Genomic DNA, 15581 nt, shown 5'->3' with positions numbered 1-15581 from the left:
CATCCAGACGATTACGTTCCATCTGCAGCATTTCCTGAAGGTCATTCAGGCGACGAACCATGGCCTTCACCTGTCGATACTTCAGCGGCTCCGGCTCCCACAGCCTTAGCTTTTCATGCTTTTCCTTGGCGAAATCGGCGATCAACTTAGCGTCGGTCTTGTCTGTTTTGACCCGTTGCAAATCACTCTTGGCATGGGCCTTGGTCTGTGCAGGATTGACGACGCAGACCCGATAGCCCTTGTTGTACAAGAACTCGGCCAGCGCTTCATGGTAGATGCCGGTGGCCTCCATCACGATCAAGGCTGAAGGCTCGACATGCTTCTGCAGCCAGGCGTGGAACTCCTCGAACCCCTTGATTGCATTGGCCAGCTTGGCTTTGGTTTTATGTTTGCCGTTAGGCAGGTATTTGGCGATGTCAAAGGTGTGTTTAGCGGCGTCGACGCCAACATAATCGGACATGATCGTCTCCAATTGGATCAATTGTGATCATCACTGCACTCTGTCCAACCTTGCGAATGCGGGCTCTCGCCAGAGACGGGCCCAAGATACCGTTCGAACTATACGAGTGAGTGTGGAGGGTTGGAGCACGATCTACGTCGCAGGCTCTAGGCCTAAGGAGCTGCACGGCTTCCAGATCCCTCCCTCGATGATCAGTCGAGAACTATCGCTCCTGGCGGAGCGATAGTCGAGATACAAGGAGCTGCCGCAGGCTGCGATCTTTTCAAACTCGGCGCAATGGAACGAGCTGCGCTATGGTGCTCTAAGGCCCCATCACAATGAGCCCCCATGCCGCACCTCGCCCGCACCCACCCGCGCCTGTCCGCCGCTGCCTTGCTGGGCCTGGCGGTCGGCATTCTGGCTCCAGCCGATTCGGTTATCAGCAAAATCCTCATTGGCTGGAATGTCGGCGTCTGGACCTATCTGATGCTGATGTTCTGGTTGACATTTCGATCGCAAGCCGCTGATGTTAAACGGATTGCAGAGGTCGAAGACGAAAATGCCGGGCTAGTGTTGTTAACGGTCTGCATCGCAGCGATTGCCAGCCTCGCCGCCATTACCTTGGAACTGGCCGGCAGCCCAGACCTGGACACTCGGCACAAACTCTTGGGCTACGGGTTCACCGGTTTGACCGTGATCGGCTCGTGGCTGCTGACCGGGGTGATTTTCAGCGTGCATTACGCCAGGCTGTATTACACCTGGGACGGCAAGGCGCCGGCGTTGCGTTTTGCCGACGGTGAGTTGAATCCCGACTATTGGGACTTCCTGTATTTCTCCTTCACCATCGGCGTCGCGGTGCAAACCGCGGATGTCGGGGTCGCCACCCGGGGGCTGCGCAAGATTGTGCTGGCGCAGTCGTTGATCGGGTTTGTGTTCAATACGGCGATATTGGGGTTTTCGATCAATATCGCGGCGGGGCTCTTTGGATGAGCACCCTCAAGGTCGACAGTCAGCGCCGACTTCTTGGGTGATCACTGGTGGCGAGGGAGCTTGCTCCCGCTCGGCCGCGAAGCGGTCGTAAATCGGTAGACGCGGTTTACCTGAAACATCGCGGCGGCTGGTTTTGGGGTCGCTACGCAACCCAGCGGGAGCAAGCTCCCTCGCCACAGGATTTGGACGGCTGACAATTTTCTTTCATTCACCCCTCTTGACGACCTATTGGCTTTTGGTGTCTTCTGAAACCGGTTTCAGCGAAATCTCACAACCGCTGCTTCCCAATAAATCCAATAACAAGGTCGTGCCCCGTGAACAGTTTTTCCGCCGCTCAACGCAGCCGCGTGACCATGCTCGATGTCGCCGAACACGCCAAGGTCTCCAAGGCCAGCGTCTCGCGATTCATCGGCGAGGACCGCGCCCTGCTCTCCGATGCCATTGCCTTGCGCATCGAACAGGCAATCAGCGAGTTGGGCTATCGCCCGAACCAGATGGCCCGCGGCCTGAAACGCGGGCGCACCCGTCTGATCGGCATGCTGGTGGCCGATATCCGCAACCCTTATTCGATTGCCGTGATGCATGGCGTGGAAACCGCCTGCCGTCAGCACGGCTACAGCCTGGTGGTGTGCAACACCAACCGCGATGACGAGCAGGAGCGCCAGCATCTGGCGGCGCTGCGCTCGTACAACATCGAAGGTTTGATCGTGAATACCCTCGGGCACCATCCGGAGCAATTGCGCGAACTGCACCAGGAAATGCCCATGGTGCTGGTGGATCGCAAGGTCGAGCAGTTGCACAGCGACCTGGTCGGCCTGGATAACCCCGCCGCGGTCCACACCGCCCTGGCGCACCTTGAAGAGCAAGGCTATCGCGACGTGCTGATGGTCAGCGAACCCTATGACGGCACCAGCTCGCGGATCGAACGGGTCAGCAGCTTCACGTCCCAAATCGCTCAACGTCCGGCCCTGCTCGGTGCGGTGGTCGAGACCGGTGCCGAGCTGGCGACGCGCCTGCACGCTTTTCTCGACACGCCCGGCCCCGGCCCGAAAGCCCTGTTCTGCGCCAATGGCATTGCCGCGCTGGCGGCGACCCGTGCACTGCGCGAGCTGGGTTGCCAACTGTTCGAGGACATTGGCTTGATCGCCCTGGATGATCTGGATTGGTACCCGCTGGTAGGCAGCGGCATCACCGCCCTCGCCCAGCCGACCGAGGCCATTGGCGCCAGCGCGTTTGATTGTCTGCTCAAGCGCTTGCGTGGCGATGATGGGCCGGTGCGGACGCTGGATTATCCGGCGCAGTTAATAGTCCGGGGGTCGACGCGAAAGGCTCCGAACCTGTAGGAGCGAGCTTGCTCGCGATGGACGTTAACGATAACGCGTGTTTTCTGAATAAACGCGCCGCCCTTGAGGCCATCGCGAGCAAGCTCGCTCCCACACGGACCGCGCTGATCCTGTAGCGGCGGTGAGGCGATCCAATTTGCCCGCGAAGAGGCCCTCACAAACAACGCAAGCAGCCGCTCAAATTTTTTTGAACAAAAATGAAACCGGTTTCAGAGGTAAATAACAATGAAAAAATCACCTGTCTCCATCAGCCTTTCCAGCTACGGCGCCGATCTGGTTCGCCAGCGCGGGCAACTGGCATTCGTCGAGGTGTTGGCCAAGGCCGGGGCTCGGCGCATTGAGTGGCGTGAAGAGTTACTCACCACCGAAGACCCGCGAGAGCTGACCCGAGCCATCGAGCAACATGGACTTGAAGCGGTGTTTTCTTCACCGCTGGAGCTTTGGGTGGCCGGTCAGGCGCAACCTGATCCGCTACTGGCGGCGACCCTGAAACGGGCCCGGTCCTTTGGTGCGAAATGGTTGAAAGTGTCCCTCGGTCACTTCACCGATACCAGCGACCTGCAGAGCCTCGCCGCCTGCCTGGCGCAGCACCCGGTGCAGTTGTTGGTGGAAAACGACCAGACCTTGCACGGCGGACGCATCGAGCCGTTCCAGCGATTCTTTGCGCGGATCGAGCACCACACGCTTCCGGTGCAGATGACCTTCGATATCGGCAACTGGCACTGGCAGGACCAATCGGCCACCACCGCCGCGCGTCTGCTCGGCCGGCATGTCGGTTACGTGCATTGCAAGGCAGTCACCCGCAGGGACGACAGCAAGTTGGTGGCCATACCACCCGCCCCCGGCGACCTGCATCTGTGGGAACAACTGCTGGGCCATATGACCCAAGGCATTGCCCGGGCGGTGGAATATCCGCTGCAAGGCGATGATCTGCTGCAATTGACCACCAAGCACGTTGCCGTCCTCGGCCGACTGGGGCAGACACAACGGGAGAGCGCCCATGTCTGAGATCGATATCCTGTCGTTCGGCGAAACCATGGCCATGTTCGTCGCCGAGCAAACCGGCGACCTGGCGCAGGTCCAGAACTTTCACAAACGCATCGCCGGGGCCGACAGTAACGTTGCCATCGGCCTGTCACGACTGGGCTTCAAGGTGGCCTGGCTGAGCCGGGTCGGCGCCGACTCCCTGGGGCGCTTTGTGCTCGATACGCTGCAAGGCGAAGGTCTGGACTGCTCCCATGTCCAGGTCGATCCGCTGCACCCGACCGGCTTTCAATTCAAGTCCCGCGAAGAGACTGGCGCCGATCCCCAGGTGGAATACTTCCGCCGGGGTTCGGCCGCCAGTCATCTGTCGATCGAAGGCATCCACCCGCAGTTGCTGCAAGCCCGGCACCTGCATGCGACCGGCATTCCACCGGCGCTGTCGGCCACGGCCCGCGAGCTGTCCCATGAGCTGATGACGCAGATGCGCGCCGCCGGGCGTAGCGTGTCGTTCGATCCCAATCTGCGTCCGGCCTTGTGGGCCAGCGAACAACAGATGATCACTGAAATCAACCAGCTGGCCGCCCTTGCCCATTGGGTCTTGCCGGGGTTGAGTGAAGGTCGCTTGCTCACCGGTTTCGAAGACCCGGCCGACATCGCCGCATTCTATCTGGACCAGGGCGCCGAAGCCGTGGCGATCAAGCTCGGTGCTCACGGCGCGTATTACCGGACCCATCTGGACCAGGGTTTTGTCGCCGCGGTGCCGGTGGCACAGGTGATCGATACCGTGGGTGCCGGTGATGGTTTTGCGGTGGGCATGATCAGCGCACTGCTGGAGAACCACAGCTTCAGCGACGCAGTGCAACGCGCCAACTGGATTGGCAGCCGCGCGGTGCAGAGCCGTGGGGATATGGAGGGGTTGCCGACCAGGCTTGAGTTATCGGCCGAATTCAATACCGCCGATCGCGAGCAGGTCGGATCGCCGCACCGTCGCTCCCACAGGGGATCTGCGTCAGACACAAATTCCATGTGGGAGCGAGCTTGCTCGCGATGAGGCCCTCCCAGCCACTGCAAAAATTGAAAACCTGCTGCGACAAAAACAACAAGCTCAGGAGCACCATCATGCAAACGCCCAAACTCGCCACCCGCCGCTGGTGGTACATCATGCCCATCGTGTTCATCACCTATAGCCTGGCGTATCTGGACCGGGCCAATTATGGCTTCGCCGCCGCCTCCGGGATGGCCGCCGACCTGATGATTACGCCGGGGATGTCATCGTTGCTCGGCGCGCTGTTCTTCCTCGGTTACTTTTTCTTCCAGATACCGGGCGCGATCTACGCGCAGAAAAACAGCATGAAGAAGCTGATCTTCGTCAGCCTGATTCTCTGGGGCAGCCTGGCGACCCTGACCGGGGTCGTCTCCAACGCCTACTGGTTGATCGTCATCCGCTTCCTGCTCGGGGTGGTCGAAGCCGCGGTGATGCCGGCGATGCTGGTGTACCTGTGCCACTGGTTCACCCGTGCCGAACGCTCGCGGGCCAACACCTTCCTGATCCTCGGCAACCCGGTGACCATGCTCTGGATGTCGGTGGTCTCCGGTTATCTGGTGCAGCACTACAGCTGGCGCTGGATGTTCATCATCGAAGGTTTGCCGGCGGTGCTCTGGGCGTTTATCTGGTGGCGCCTGGCCGATGATCGTCCGGCCGAGGCGAAATGGCTGAGCGAGACCGAAAAGCTGGATCTGGAAAGCGCCCTGGCCGCCGAACAGGTCGGCATCAAAGCTGTGAAGAACTATGCAGAAGCTTTCCGCTCGCCGAAAGTGATCATCCTCGCCCTGCAGTTTTTCTGCTGGAGTATTGGCGTCTACGGCTTCGTGTTGTGGCTGCCGTCGATCCTCAAGGCCGGCGCACAAATGGATATGGTCGAAGCCGGCTGGCTCTCGGCGCTGCCGTACCTGGCCGCGGTGATCGGCATGCTGCTGGTGTCCTGGGGTTCGGACAAAATGCAGAAACGTAAACGTTTTGTCTGGCCACCGTTGCTGATCGCCTCCATCGCGTTCTACGGCTCCTACGCCTTGGGCGCCGAGCATTTCTGGTGGTCCTACACCTTGCTGGTGATCGCCGGGGCTTGCATGTATGCGCCTTACGGACCGTTTTTCGCCATTGTCCCGGAAATTCTGCCGGCAAACGTGGCGGGCGGCGCCATGGCGTTGATCAACAGCATGGGCGCGCTCGGTTCGTTTGGCGGTTCCTATCTGGTCGGCTACCTGAACAGCTCCACCGGTTCTCCCGGTGCGTCGTACCTGTTGATGAGCGGCGCGTTGCTGCTCTCGGTGGTGTTGACGATTTGCCTCAAGCCTGGGGCCAGTGATCGGCAGCGCCCCCCGGTCGCGCTAAATCGCCCCGCCGCCGCCCATTCCTGATTGAAGTTGAGATGACGACGATGAAAAAGCAGGTTGTTCTGTACAAGAAACTCTCGCCACAGCTGATGGCCCGCCTTCACGAGCAAGCCGAGGTGACGCTGATCGACAACCTCAATGCCGAGGGCCTGACCAGGCTGCGCGACGCACTGCCCCGTGCCCATGGTTTGCTCGGTGCCAGCCTGAAACTGGACGCCGGGTTGCTCGATCTGGCGCCCAACCTGGAAGCCATCGCCAGCGTCTCTGTGGGGGTCGACAACTACGACATCGACTACCTGACCGAAAGGCGAATACTGCTCAGCAATACCCCGGACGTACTCACCGAAACCACCGCCGACACCGGTTTCGCACTGATCCTGGCGAGTGCCCGCCGCGTAGTGGAACTGGCGAACATGGTTCGCGCCGGTCAGTGGAACCGCAACATCGGCCCTGCGCATTTCGGCAGCGATGTGCACGGCAAAACCCTGGGCATCATTGGCATGGGGCGGATCGGCGAAGCGTTGGCCCAGCGCGGGCATTTCGGTTTCGGCATGCCGGTGATCTATCACAGTCACTCGCCGAAACCGACGGTAGAACGACGATTCAATGCGCAATACCGAAGCCTGCCGGCGCTGTTGCAGCAGGCCGATTTCGTTTGCCTGACCTTGCCGCTGACCGCTGAAACCGAAGGGCTGATTGGCGCCGATCAGTTCGCCCTGATGCGTCCCGAGACCATCTTCATCAATATTTCCCGGGGCAAGGTGGTAGATGAGGCGGCACTGATCGAGGCGTTACGTACGGGGCAGATTCGCGCGGCGGGTCTGGATGTGTTCGAGCGCGAACCGCTGGCGCATGATTCGCCGCTGCTGCAGTTGAGCAATGTGGTGGCGACGCCGCACATAGGGTCGGCGACCCATGAGACACGGGAGGCGATGGCCAGGTGTGCGGTGGAAAATCTGTTGGCGGCGCTGGCGGGTGAGCGGCCGGCGAATCTGGTGAATGTTCGAGCGTGGAAGGGTTAAGGCATTCAGTATTTGTTAGATGGCCATCGCGAGCAAGCTCGCTCCCACCTTTGATCTGCGGCGTACACACATTTTGTGGCCAAAGCAGATCCCTGTGGGAGCGAGCTTGCTCGCGATGAGGCCATCAAAACCAACGCAAATCCTTTAGGCTCCGCGCGCTTCCAGCAAGTCTGCGGCACACAACGCAATCCGCTGACACGCGTCCGCCAGTTTCTGCTGATCCACCACCAACCCAATCCGGATATGCCCCGCCGCACTCGGCCCGAACGCCTCGCCGGCTAGTACCGACACGCCATACCCCTCCAGCAGACGCTCGGCAAAGGCCTGTGCGCCAAGACCGGTTTGACGTACATCGACCATGACGAACATACCGCCATCAGGTTTCACCGCAGTGAGGCCCGGGCAATCATCGAGCTGGGCACACACCAGGTCCCGACGCTGACGATACGCCTCGCGCATCTGTGCAAGTTCCGGCAAATCGGCATCCAGGGCGACTTCAGCGGCCTTCTGTACGAAATCCGGCAGGCCGAACAACATGCACAGCGACAGATGGATCAAGTGTTCGGTCAGTGGCTTGGGACCGATCACCCACCCTACCCGCCAGCCGCTCATGGCATGGGACTTGGACAGGCTGTTAAGGGTCGCCGTGCGCTCAGCCATGCCCGGCAAACTCGCCGGGCTGATGTGCTCGCCCTCAAACAACAGCTCGCTGTACACCTCATCGCTGATCAGCCACAGATCATGGGCGATGCACAGCTGCGCCAGCGCCTGCCAGATCGGCAACGACAAACTGGCACCGGAGGGATTGTTCGGGCTGTTGAGCAGCATCGCTCGGGTCCTTGGGGTGATCAGCGCGGCAACGTCGGCCGGATCCACCCGAAAGCCATTCTGCGAAGACACCGCCACTGGCACCACCTTGGCCCCGCAGGCGCCAAACACCCCTTCGTAGGTCACGTACATGGGCTCCGCGACTATCACCTCGTCGCCCGGATCGAGCAGGCATTGCACCACGGTATACACCGCGCATTGCGCGCCGGGCATGACCACCACGTGATCCCCATCGACTGCTTGACCGCTGCGTCGGCTATGGCGCCGGGCAATGCTGGTGCGCAGCGAGCGGTTGCCACGCACCTGCGAGTAATGGGTATCGCCGGCCAACAGGCTGTCGATCGCGGCCTGAACAATCGGTTTCGGGGTGTCGAAATCCGGGTCGCCGATCGACAGCAATAACACGTCGACGCCCTGTTCGATCAACTCCAGTGCCCGGTCGTGAATCTGCCAGGCCGCGGCGCCGTCGCCGGCAATTCGTTGGGTCAAGGCTGAATAGCGCATGTAGCTCTCCTGTTGCGCGAATTCCATGGCTGAACCCTAACTTAAATCACGAAACGCGCCACCATTGCGTTCAAATCCACAGCCAGGCGCGACAGCTCATGGCTGGCCGCGCTGGTCTGGTTGGCACCGGTCGATGACTGGCTGGCCAGGTCACGAATGTTCACCAGGTTGCGGTCCACTTCGCGTGAGACTTGCGCCTGTTCCGCCGAGGCGCTGGCGATCACCAGGTTGCGCTCGTTGATCAGCTGGATCGACTGGGTGATCTGCTCCAGGGCAACCCCGGCGGCACGGGCCATCTCCAGGGTACTTTGGGTACGTTGATTGCTTTGCTGCATGGACTCCACCGCCTGGCCGGTACCGTTCTGGATGCCGGCGACCATTTTTTCGATTTCCTGGGTCGATTGCGCCGTGCGATGAGCCAGGGCGCGGACTTCATCGGCCACCACCGCAAAACCACGACCGGCTTCACCGGCACGCGCCGCTTCAATCGCCGCATTGAGGGCCAGCAGGTTGGTCTGCTCGGCAATCGCCCGGATCACGTCCAGTACCTTGCCGATATCACGCCCCTGCACCGCCAGGCCTTCGATCATGGCGGCGGTGTTTTGTACATCGACGGTCATGGTCTGGATCGCGCCGACGGTTTCCACCACCCGGTTGCGACCTTCGCGAGCAGCCAGGTTCGATTGATTGGAGGCCTCGGAAGTGGAGACGGCGTTGCGCGCCACTTCTTCTACGGCCGCAGTCATTTGGTTGACAGCGGTCGCCGCTTGTTCGATTTCGTTGTTCTGCTGTTGCAGGCCACGGGAAGCCTCTGCGGTGACCGTGCTGAGTTGTTTAGCGGCCGAACCGAGTTGCGTCGCGGAGCCGGCGATCTGTTCGATGGTTTGTCGCAGATTAGTCTGCATGGTGGACAAGGCACTGAGCAGACGCGCCGGTTCATCCTTGCCGTCGATGATGATCGGTTTGCTCAGGTTGCCACCGGCAATGGTTTGGGCAGCGGCGAGCGCTTTGTTCAACGGTGCGACGATACTGCGGGTCAGCAACCAGGCCAGCAACACCGTCAACAAAGCGGCAATCACCGAGACGGCGATGATGCCCGTGATGGCACCACGGTATTGTTCGCCTGCTTGAGCAGCAGCTTTGCCGGCATCGACGCCATTGAGCGCCACCAACTGGTTGAGTTGCTCACCCATTTTGTCGGTGCCGCCCTTGATCCGGGTATTGATCAAGGTGCGCAGCTCTTCGATTTTGTTCTGACGGGATAACCCCAGCATCTCGACTTGCGCCTGCAGGTAGCTATCCAGCGTCGCGGAAAAGCTCCTGTAGAGGGCAGCGCCTTCGTCACTGGCGGGCAATGCCGCATAGCTGGCTTGCGCTTGCTTGAGCTTGCTCAACAGCACACCAATACGGGTTTCAGCCTCCTGCAAAGCCGCTGGTTCACGGTTGACCAGCACCCGGAATGACAAAATGCGCATGCGCAGGACGTTCTCGGTGATATTGCCCAGAAACCCGATGCTGGGCAGTTGCGTGCTTTGCAGATCAACCGAGGCCTGGCGAATGACCGTCATGCGGTTAGCGGCAAACACCCCGAGGACGATGACCAGCAAAGCGATGAAGGCAAAACCGAGGAAGGCTCGTGGCGCAATATTCATATTTCGTAGGGACATGGGATGACTCTCGGTTGATGTCGGGCTGCGAGCGTCCTTGCCATATCGGCTATCAGGAGCGCGTTTGCTCCTGTAAGTGCCGGGCCGTTCTTGTTATGCAAAGCCGGCCTTACCGCTGTATCGGCAGGGCTTGAGGTTTTATTCAGGGGCACTGGAGCGCCGTTCATCGATTGCTGCGATGCAGTCGCGGCGAACGTGTGAAGCGCCGCGCGGCAAATATCTGGAAAAGCGCTTTTTTCCTTCTTGGCGCTCGCTGAAAAAATTAAAAAAACTCGTTTAATCAGTACGTTATGTTTCGAGCTGAGGCGCCGACGTGTCCTGTAGAAATCACCTACATCCAGATTTGCGATAGCTGACAGCCTTACCAACAATCCCTCGATAAAGTTGCCTACCTGTAATTTCTGACAGGTTCCAAGCTCGTTAATTCGCGATATAACTGGACCGCGCCTACAGCCCTGACTCAGGTGTCTGAAGGCAGGCCGCATGAACCACGCCTCTATGAAGTAGGAAGATTCTGCCGTGCCCACGCCATCATTGATGATAAATGGGAGAGCCCGTTATGTACCGTACCAACCCAGCCTCCGCCCCAGTCCGGTCAGCGCCAGCCCAGGTCAGTGTCCAGTCACAGGAGCCCGAACAAACCAAAGCGATCACTCTCACGGCCAGGGAAAGAGAAGTCTTGCAGTGGAGCGCCGCTGGCAAGTCCTCCTGGGAGATCGGCCAGATCGTTCGCTGCACCGAAGCCGGGGTGAACTACCACTTCTGCAACATTCGCCGAAAATTCGGCGTGAGTTCGCGCTGGACCGCCGTGGTCAAGGCGCTGGAGCGGGGTTTGATCCAATTGCCTTGAACCGGGCCGGCCGTGGCGTGTGGCGACCCATCAGCCTGAATAGAGACACTGCATGAACCCGGGACATACGCCCCCCCGAAACATCCCCCTCGAACCCCATGCCAACGCCTTCTGCGATGCGTCAGCATCGCAGCGGTGTAGCGGGATTACCCGTATCATTCTCGCCGACGACCACCCGGTGGTGCTGATGGGCGCAAGAATGGCCCTGACCTTTCCGGCCAACTCGCGATTTTCTGTGGTCGCCGAAGCGCACAACGCCGATGAGCTGATCCAGCGACTGGAATGCTGCCCGTGTGACATTCTGGTATGCGACTACTCCATGCCCTACGGACGCTTTCCCGATGGCCTGGCGTTGATGAGCTACGTCAAAAGGCACTTCAGCCATGTACAGCTGATCGTCATGACCATGCTGCATAATCCGACCTTGTTGCAGGCGCTACTCAATAACGGCGTCCGGGGTTTGTACGACAAGCACAGTACCTTGAGTGAGCTGAGGCAGGCGCTGCACACCGTGAGCAGGGGTCGCCCCTACCTGAGCCCATCCTTCGCCAGCCTGCTCGACGCCCAGGCTCTTTTTCACACAGCCAACGATGAACCGCAGGTCAGCCTTTCGCAGCGTGAACTGGAAGTGGTGCGGCTGTTTGTGCAGGGTCTGTCCGGCAGGCAAATCGCCGCGCAACTGAACCGCAGCGAAAAAACCATCAGCCGGCAAAAACGCACTGCCATGGACAAGCTGGGACTTGGCCATGACAGTGGGTTGGTGGAGTTTGCGCGATTGAGTGGGTTATGCGCGTGAAATCACCACAAACGCATTTCCAAACGGTTTAACTCTTCGTCCCTTTTTCATTTCATCAACTGCTTTTTTTGGATTTTTTACTACGGTCAAGGGCGGTGCGTCTAACCTTTTGAACCTGCACATCATTTGGTAGAAGTCCTCCTTTACTCACGTGTGCGTCCCTGGCAAATACATCCATTTTTTTCCACTGTTCGGACGAAACAGTTGGAGGGAGGGGTGGTGAAGCCTCTAGCTTCTGTATTGTTTTTAAGTATTGCTCTTCGGCTTTGTCCAGCACCTTTTTAGCTTTATTCGAATAAAAAGAGTCCGTCTCATTGTTCGTTTGTATGCCAGCTCCCCCAGATTGTTTTACCCCCGGCATACCTGTATTCCCGGGCGAATAACTGCCAGAGGCCTGCCGAGTACCGCTGTGTGGATTGGTTTCGGCCCTCGCCCTTGCATCCCACCTCTCGTTGTCATTGGCGATCTTCTCTCGGAAAGCATTTGGCGGCTTCGGTGTCGCCGGTGGATCAGGAAGCTTGGTAGGCACTTTAGGCCGCGAACTAAACAGGTTCTTAACCACGTTAAACATATGCCCGCTGTCGTCAGCATTCATTATCGGCTCGCCCCCACAATACGTATACGCATTCAACCCGCCCTCCCCAAACGGGCTCCAACTGTCCGGGCTGCAAAACCTCATCAGCCAGGGGTTGTAAGCCCGATAGCCGTTACCCAGCAAATAGCAACCGGTCTGCGTTTCCCGGAACTGGCCGTTGTAACCCAGATGAGTACTCAACGGCTGTTCCGCGCTGCGATAACCGTACGCCGAATAAGCGATGTCATTGGCCCCGTCGCTGCCAATTTCGCGCAGCACCGTGTTCTTGTTGTCACTGGCCAGCAGCAGGGACTTTGGGCCAGCACCTTCCTGCTGCTCGGCGAGCAGGTTTCCTTCGCCGCGCATAAATGTGTGGCGTTGAGCACCCTGAATCCGGGTAGCCAGTGCACCGTCCTGATAGAAGCGTTGCTCTGCGCCGTCGTTGAGGCCGGCCAGCCTGTCCAGCGCATCGTAGTCAAAACCGCTGGGCGTTTCGCCGGGCAGCCCACTGACGCTGATCAACCGGTTGAGGGCATCGTATTCGAGGGTGCGGTTTTCTTCGTCACGGGTCAGGTTACCGTTTTCGTCATAGCTCAGCAGGATCTCGGCGGGATACGTCGGGTCGCCGGTGTTGGTGACTTTGAGCAGCTGCGTCGGGTCTGTCGTATCGAAGGTATAGATGGCCTGGTTGGTATAGGTGGTAATACCGTCGGTGGTGGTGGTGATCACCCGGGTCAGGTTGTCCAGCGCATCGAATCTGAATAGCTGCTGGGTAATGGCTTTGCCATAAGGGTCTACAGGTCGCTGGATCCCCTCGCACTCATAGATCACCAGACGACCGCGGGGGTCGTAGTCATACTTCTCGTCACGCAGTAGCGTCTGGCCTTCGTACAACGTCCGCTGGACCAGTGCATCGACTTCGTTATAGACCTGAGTCAACTGCTGCTCGACACCGTCGAGGTCGAAGGTACGTTTGGTTTCACGCCCGAACGCATCGTACTCCAGGGAAATCGTCACGCTTTGCCCACTGACGCTGTCCTCGGTGTGAATCGTCTCCGTCTGGCTAAGTCCATCGTAGGTGAAGCTCGAAGTGGTTGTACCTAACTCGGTACGCTGCAGTCGACCGGCCAGATCGTAGTGGTAAGACTGGGTCTGCTTGAGCACATCGGTGTAGCTCAACAAGCGAGCATGCCGGCTATAGCTATAGTGCATGCTATAGGATTCACCGCCCTGAACTCGCTGCTCGGCTTTCAGCTCGCCGGTGCTGAAGTACTGACGAACCAGTTGCTGATCCTGTTCCTTGCAGCTGATAAGGCGAGCGTTTTTCTTGTCGTACTCATAATCGGCAGTGATGCTATTGGGCAAACGTCGCTGCAGAGGCTCTTCGCCCAGCTTCGGCTGGTAAACATAGTTGATCAGTTGTTTGCTGGCGGTGGTAACAGTTGCCGGCTGGGTCTGACCGGGCTCATAGGTGAAGACTTGCTCGCGCCCGCCGGTAATCGACCGCGTCATGCGGTTCAGTCCGTCGAACCATTGTTTGCCAAGCACGATGTTGTTGACGCTGATTTCAGTCGGCAAATCCTCGGGGCTGTGTTCGGCATAGCTGCGTCGAACCACTGCGCCTCCCGGCAAGGTGGTGGTGAGCATCCGCCCGAAAACATCGTAGCTGTACTGCGTCTTGGCGTCGCGAGCATCGACTTCTTGCGTGGTACGCCCAAGTCCGTCATAGCTGTATTGATGCAGACTGACAGGTTTTTCACCAGGGTCCCGGCTCTCGAAGCGCCTGCTCTGAGCCGGCTTTTCGAACAGGTTGAGCCAGGTCTCAGTCACACCAGTGGTCCTCGCCCTCTTGTCAACACCTTGTCGCCAACTGCGCTGGATCGGGCCTCTCCACTCCGGCGTACCGATCGGGTCAGTTTCTTCATACACCGTGACCCGATCCGGACCGGTCACGGAACGCTGTGCGCCCCAGGCGTCGTATTCAAAAAGGCTGGTCAGCGGTACCGGGTTCTCGTCCTCCCAGTCGTAGTCGGTTTCCTTGATCAGGTTGCCCAGTGCGTCGTAAACACCTGCGTAGGTCTGGCGGTAATCCTTGGCGCGCAGAAGGCTATCGGCATTCTGGCGTTCCTCGTAGATCGGCCGGTTGAGCCCGTCGAACCTTGTGCGGGTCTTCACCTCCTTGACATCAGTGACCACTTGCTCGGCTTGTTGGCCGTCAAGGGAAGTCAGGTAGTACTCGTAATAACGCGTGGCTTCGAACTCTGTTTCTCCGGGCGCCACGGTTTCGCTCGTCACCCGCTCCAGAAGGTCGTAGGTGTAGCGGATTGTCACATTATTGTCGTCATGGGTAAGCAGCGGTTGGCCATGGACCCGTGAATCCTCGCGGGTGATCACTTTCTGGACTTCATTGACGCCCGCAACATGGTCGAATCCGCTCAGGGTTTCGACGGTCTGCAGCACCGTTTCACCCGCCAGCACGCTGTCGGGCTTGTATTGGTAGTCGGTGGTGGTGGTCTTGCCGTTCAGGGTCTCGCGTTGTTGCAGCGGGCGTCCGTGCAGGAAGGCATTTGCAGGTTCGACAACGTAACTGCGCAGTGTCTGTTGCAGCTCGGTTTCATGGCTGCCAGCGACCTGCAGCAGGGTCTCGCTGTCGACCACCAGCCAGTCCTTCAGGCCACTGGCCGTCAAGGGCACCAGCGCACTGTAGCGATAACGGGTGCGCAGGGTCGGGGCGTCACCCTGGCCCAGCGGTGACGGGTAGACCGTGGTGTCCTTTCGGTTACGCACGAAACCTTCGGGGTCGGGCGGGCAGCCGTCTTCGCCATCTTTGGAATAGTAGCTGTAGGTGGTCTTGATCTTGTCGGCCTGGACCTCTTCGATCAAGTTGCCATGGTCATCGAATTGGGTGCTGGTCTCCTCCGCGCGATATTGAGTCGAATCGTTTTCCATCTCCCAGCTGGTCAGGATGTCTGTAGGCAGCTGGTACTGTGGGACCTGATTGTCGAACGGCTCATCCTTGGCGTAATAGGTGGTCAAGACCCGCTTGACGCAATGCGCCTGGGTGGTTTTTTCTTCGGTCAGCAGGTGAAACCGGTTGAACGTGCGGTCCACCCGCCGGACCTCCTTGCCGTCGGCCATGAGCGTCGCGGTGCTGGCGTAAGCATAGGTGTGGGTGACTTTGAAGAGGTTG

At 59.2% G+C, this 15581-nt stretch carries 12 protein-coding genes and 1 pseudogene; 8 read left to right on the top strand and 5 right to left on the bottom strand.

Annotation, left to right across the window (positions count from 1 at the left end):
* On the bottom strand, positions 1-460 hold a 460-nt coding region (locus F8N85_RS32925; protein ID WP_150807583.1), incomplete at its 3' end, for an IS110 family transposase.
* Positions 461-787: 327 nt separating this feature from the next.
* Between F8N85_RS32925 and F8N85_RS32920 the strand changes: the two genes are divergently transcribed.
* The 6 genes from F8N85_RS32920 (at position 788) to F8N85_RS32895 (ending at position 7172) form a co-directional block, all read left to right on the top strand.
* The gene (locus tag F8N85_RS32920; RefSeq protein ID WP_150807582.1) at positions 788-1429 is read left to right on the top strand and encodes a DUF1345 domain-containing protein; all 642 of its coding nucleotides are present in this window, start codon (positions 788-790) and stop codon (positions 1427-1429) included.
* 314 nt (positions 1430-1743) lie between these two features.
* Entirely contained in the window at positions 1744-2772 is a 1029-nt protein-coding gene (locus tag F8N85_RS32915) for a LacI family DNA-binding transcriptional regulator (RefSeq protein WP_150807581.1), read from the top strand.
* A 225-nt stretch (positions 2773-2997) separates the two neighbouring features.
* The gene (locus F8N85_RS32910) at positions 2998-3780 is read left to right on the top strand and encodes a sugar phosphate isomerase/epimerase family protein (protein WP_150807580.1); all 783 of its coding nucleotides are present in this window, start codon (positions 2998-3000) and stop codon (positions 3778-3780) included.
* Complete coding sequence (locus F8N85_RS32905; RefSeq protein WP_150807579.1) at positions 3773-4807, top strand: sugar kinase; 1035 nt, start codon at positions 3773-3775, stop codon at positions 4805-4807. The genes F8N85_RS32910 and F8N85_RS32905 overlap by 8 nt, the downstream gene beginning before the upstream one ends.
* 68 nt (positions 4808-4875) lie before the next feature.
* Positions 4876-6174, top strand: a complete 1299-nt coding sequence (locus F8N85_RS32900; protein WP_150807578.1) for an MFS transporter — start codon at positions 4876-4878, stop codon at positions 6172-6174.
* 20 nt (positions 6175-6194) lie between these two features.
* Positions 6195-7172, top strand: a complete 978-nt coding sequence (locus F8N85_RS32895) for a 2-hydroxyacid dehydrogenase (RefSeq protein WP_150807585.1) — start codon at positions 6195-6197, stop codon at positions 7170-7172.
* A 144-nt stretch (positions 7173-7316) separates the two neighbouring features.
* On the opposite strand, the gene F8N85_RS32890 is transcribed toward F8N85_RS32895, so the two are convergent.
* The 3 genes and pseudogenes from F8N85_RS32890 to F8N85_RS35965 form a co-directional block, all read right to left on the bottom strand.
* On the bottom strand, positions 7317-8504 hold the full coding sequence (locus F8N85_RS32890) for a pyridoxal phosphate-dependent aminotransferase (protein WP_150807577.1): 1188 nt from the start codon (positions 8502-8504) through the stop codon (positions 7317-7319).
* A 41-nt stretch (positions 8505-8545) separates the two neighbouring features.
* The gene (locus F8N85_RS35970; RefSeq protein ID WP_412072528.1) at positions 8546-9409 is read right to left on the bottom strand and encodes a methyl-accepting chemotaxis protein; all 864 of its coding nucleotides are present in this window, start codon (positions 9407-9409) and stop codon (positions 8546-8548) included.
* Positions 9401-10156, bottom strand: a pseudogene (locus F8N85_RS35965) (MCP four helix bundle domain-containing protein); the annotation flags it as partial. The pseudogene F8N85_RS35965 and the gene F8N85_RS35970, both read right to left, overlap by 9 nt.
* A 559-nt stretch (positions 10157-10715) precedes the next feature.
* Between F8N85_RS35965 and F8N85_RS32880 the strand changes: the two are divergent.
* Complete coding sequence (locus F8N85_RS32880; protein ID WP_318183232.1) at positions 10716-11021, top strand: helix-turn-helix domain-containing protein; 306 nt, start codon at positions 10716-10718, stop codon at positions 11019-11021.
* Between the two features lie 52 nt (positions 11022-11073).
* Complete coding sequence (locus tag F8N85_RS32875; RefSeq protein ID WP_150807575.1) at positions 11074-11817, top strand: response regulator transcription factor; 744 nt, start codon at positions 11074-11076, stop codon at positions 11815-11817.
* A gap of 55 nt (positions 11818-11872) precedes the next feature.
* Here the strand turns inward: F8N85_RS32875 and F8N85_RS32870 are convergent.
* A partial coding sequence (locus F8N85_RS32870) for an RHS repeat-associated core domain-containing protein (RefSeq protein WP_150807574.1) occupies positions 11873-15581 on the bottom strand: 3709 nt, incomplete at its 5' end.

This window comes from Pseudomonas fluorescens, from assembly GCF_902497875.1.
GTDB classification, from domain to species: domain Bacteria; phylum Pseudomonadota; class Gammaproteobacteria; order Pseudomonadales; family Pseudomonadaceae; genus Aquipseudomonas; species Aquipseudomonas fluorescens_BR.
Note: the sequence above shows the minus strand (reverse complement) of the source record. Positions and strands in the feature narration are given on the sequence as shown.

Excerpts from the sequence above, each read along its gene's own strand:
- F8N85_RS32910 (WP_150807580.1), top strand. The coding sequence starts at position 2,998 with ATGAAAAAATCACCTGTCTCCATCAGCCTTTCCAGCTACGGCGCCGAT.
- F8N85_RS32900 (WP_150807578.1), top strand. The coding sequence starts at position 4,876 with ATGCAAACGCCCAAACTCGCCACCCGCCGCTGGTGGTACATCATGCCC.
- F8N85_RS32920 (WP_150807582.1), top strand. The coding sequence starts at position 788 with ATGCCGCACCTCGCCCGCACCCACCCGCGCCTGTCCGCCGCTGCCTTG.
- F8N85_RS35970 (WP_412072528.1), bottom strand. The coding sequence starts at position 9,409 with ATGCAGACTAATCTGCGACAAACCATCGAACAGATCGCCGGCTCCGCG.
- F8N85_RS32875 (WP_150807575.1), top strand. The coding sequence starts at position 11,074 with ATGAACCCGGGACATACGCCCCCCCGAAACATCCCCCTCGAACCCCAT.
- F8N85_RS32895 (WP_150807585.1), top strand. The coding sequence starts at position 6,195 with ATGAAAAAGCAGGTTGTTCTGTACAAGAAACTCTCGCCACAGCTGATG.
- F8N85_RS32890 (WP_150807577.1), bottom strand. The coding sequence starts at position 8,504 with ATGCGCTATTCAGCCTTGACCCAACGAATTGCCGGCGACGGCGCCGCG.
- F8N85_RS32880 (WP_318183232.1), top strand. The coding sequence starts at position 10,716 with ATGGGAGAGCCCGTTATGTACCGTACCAACCCAGCCTCCGCCCCAGTC.
- F8N85_RS32905 (WP_150807579.1), top strand. The coding sequence starts at position 3,773 with ATGTCTGAGATCGATATCCTGTCGTTCGGCGAAACCATGGCCATGTTC.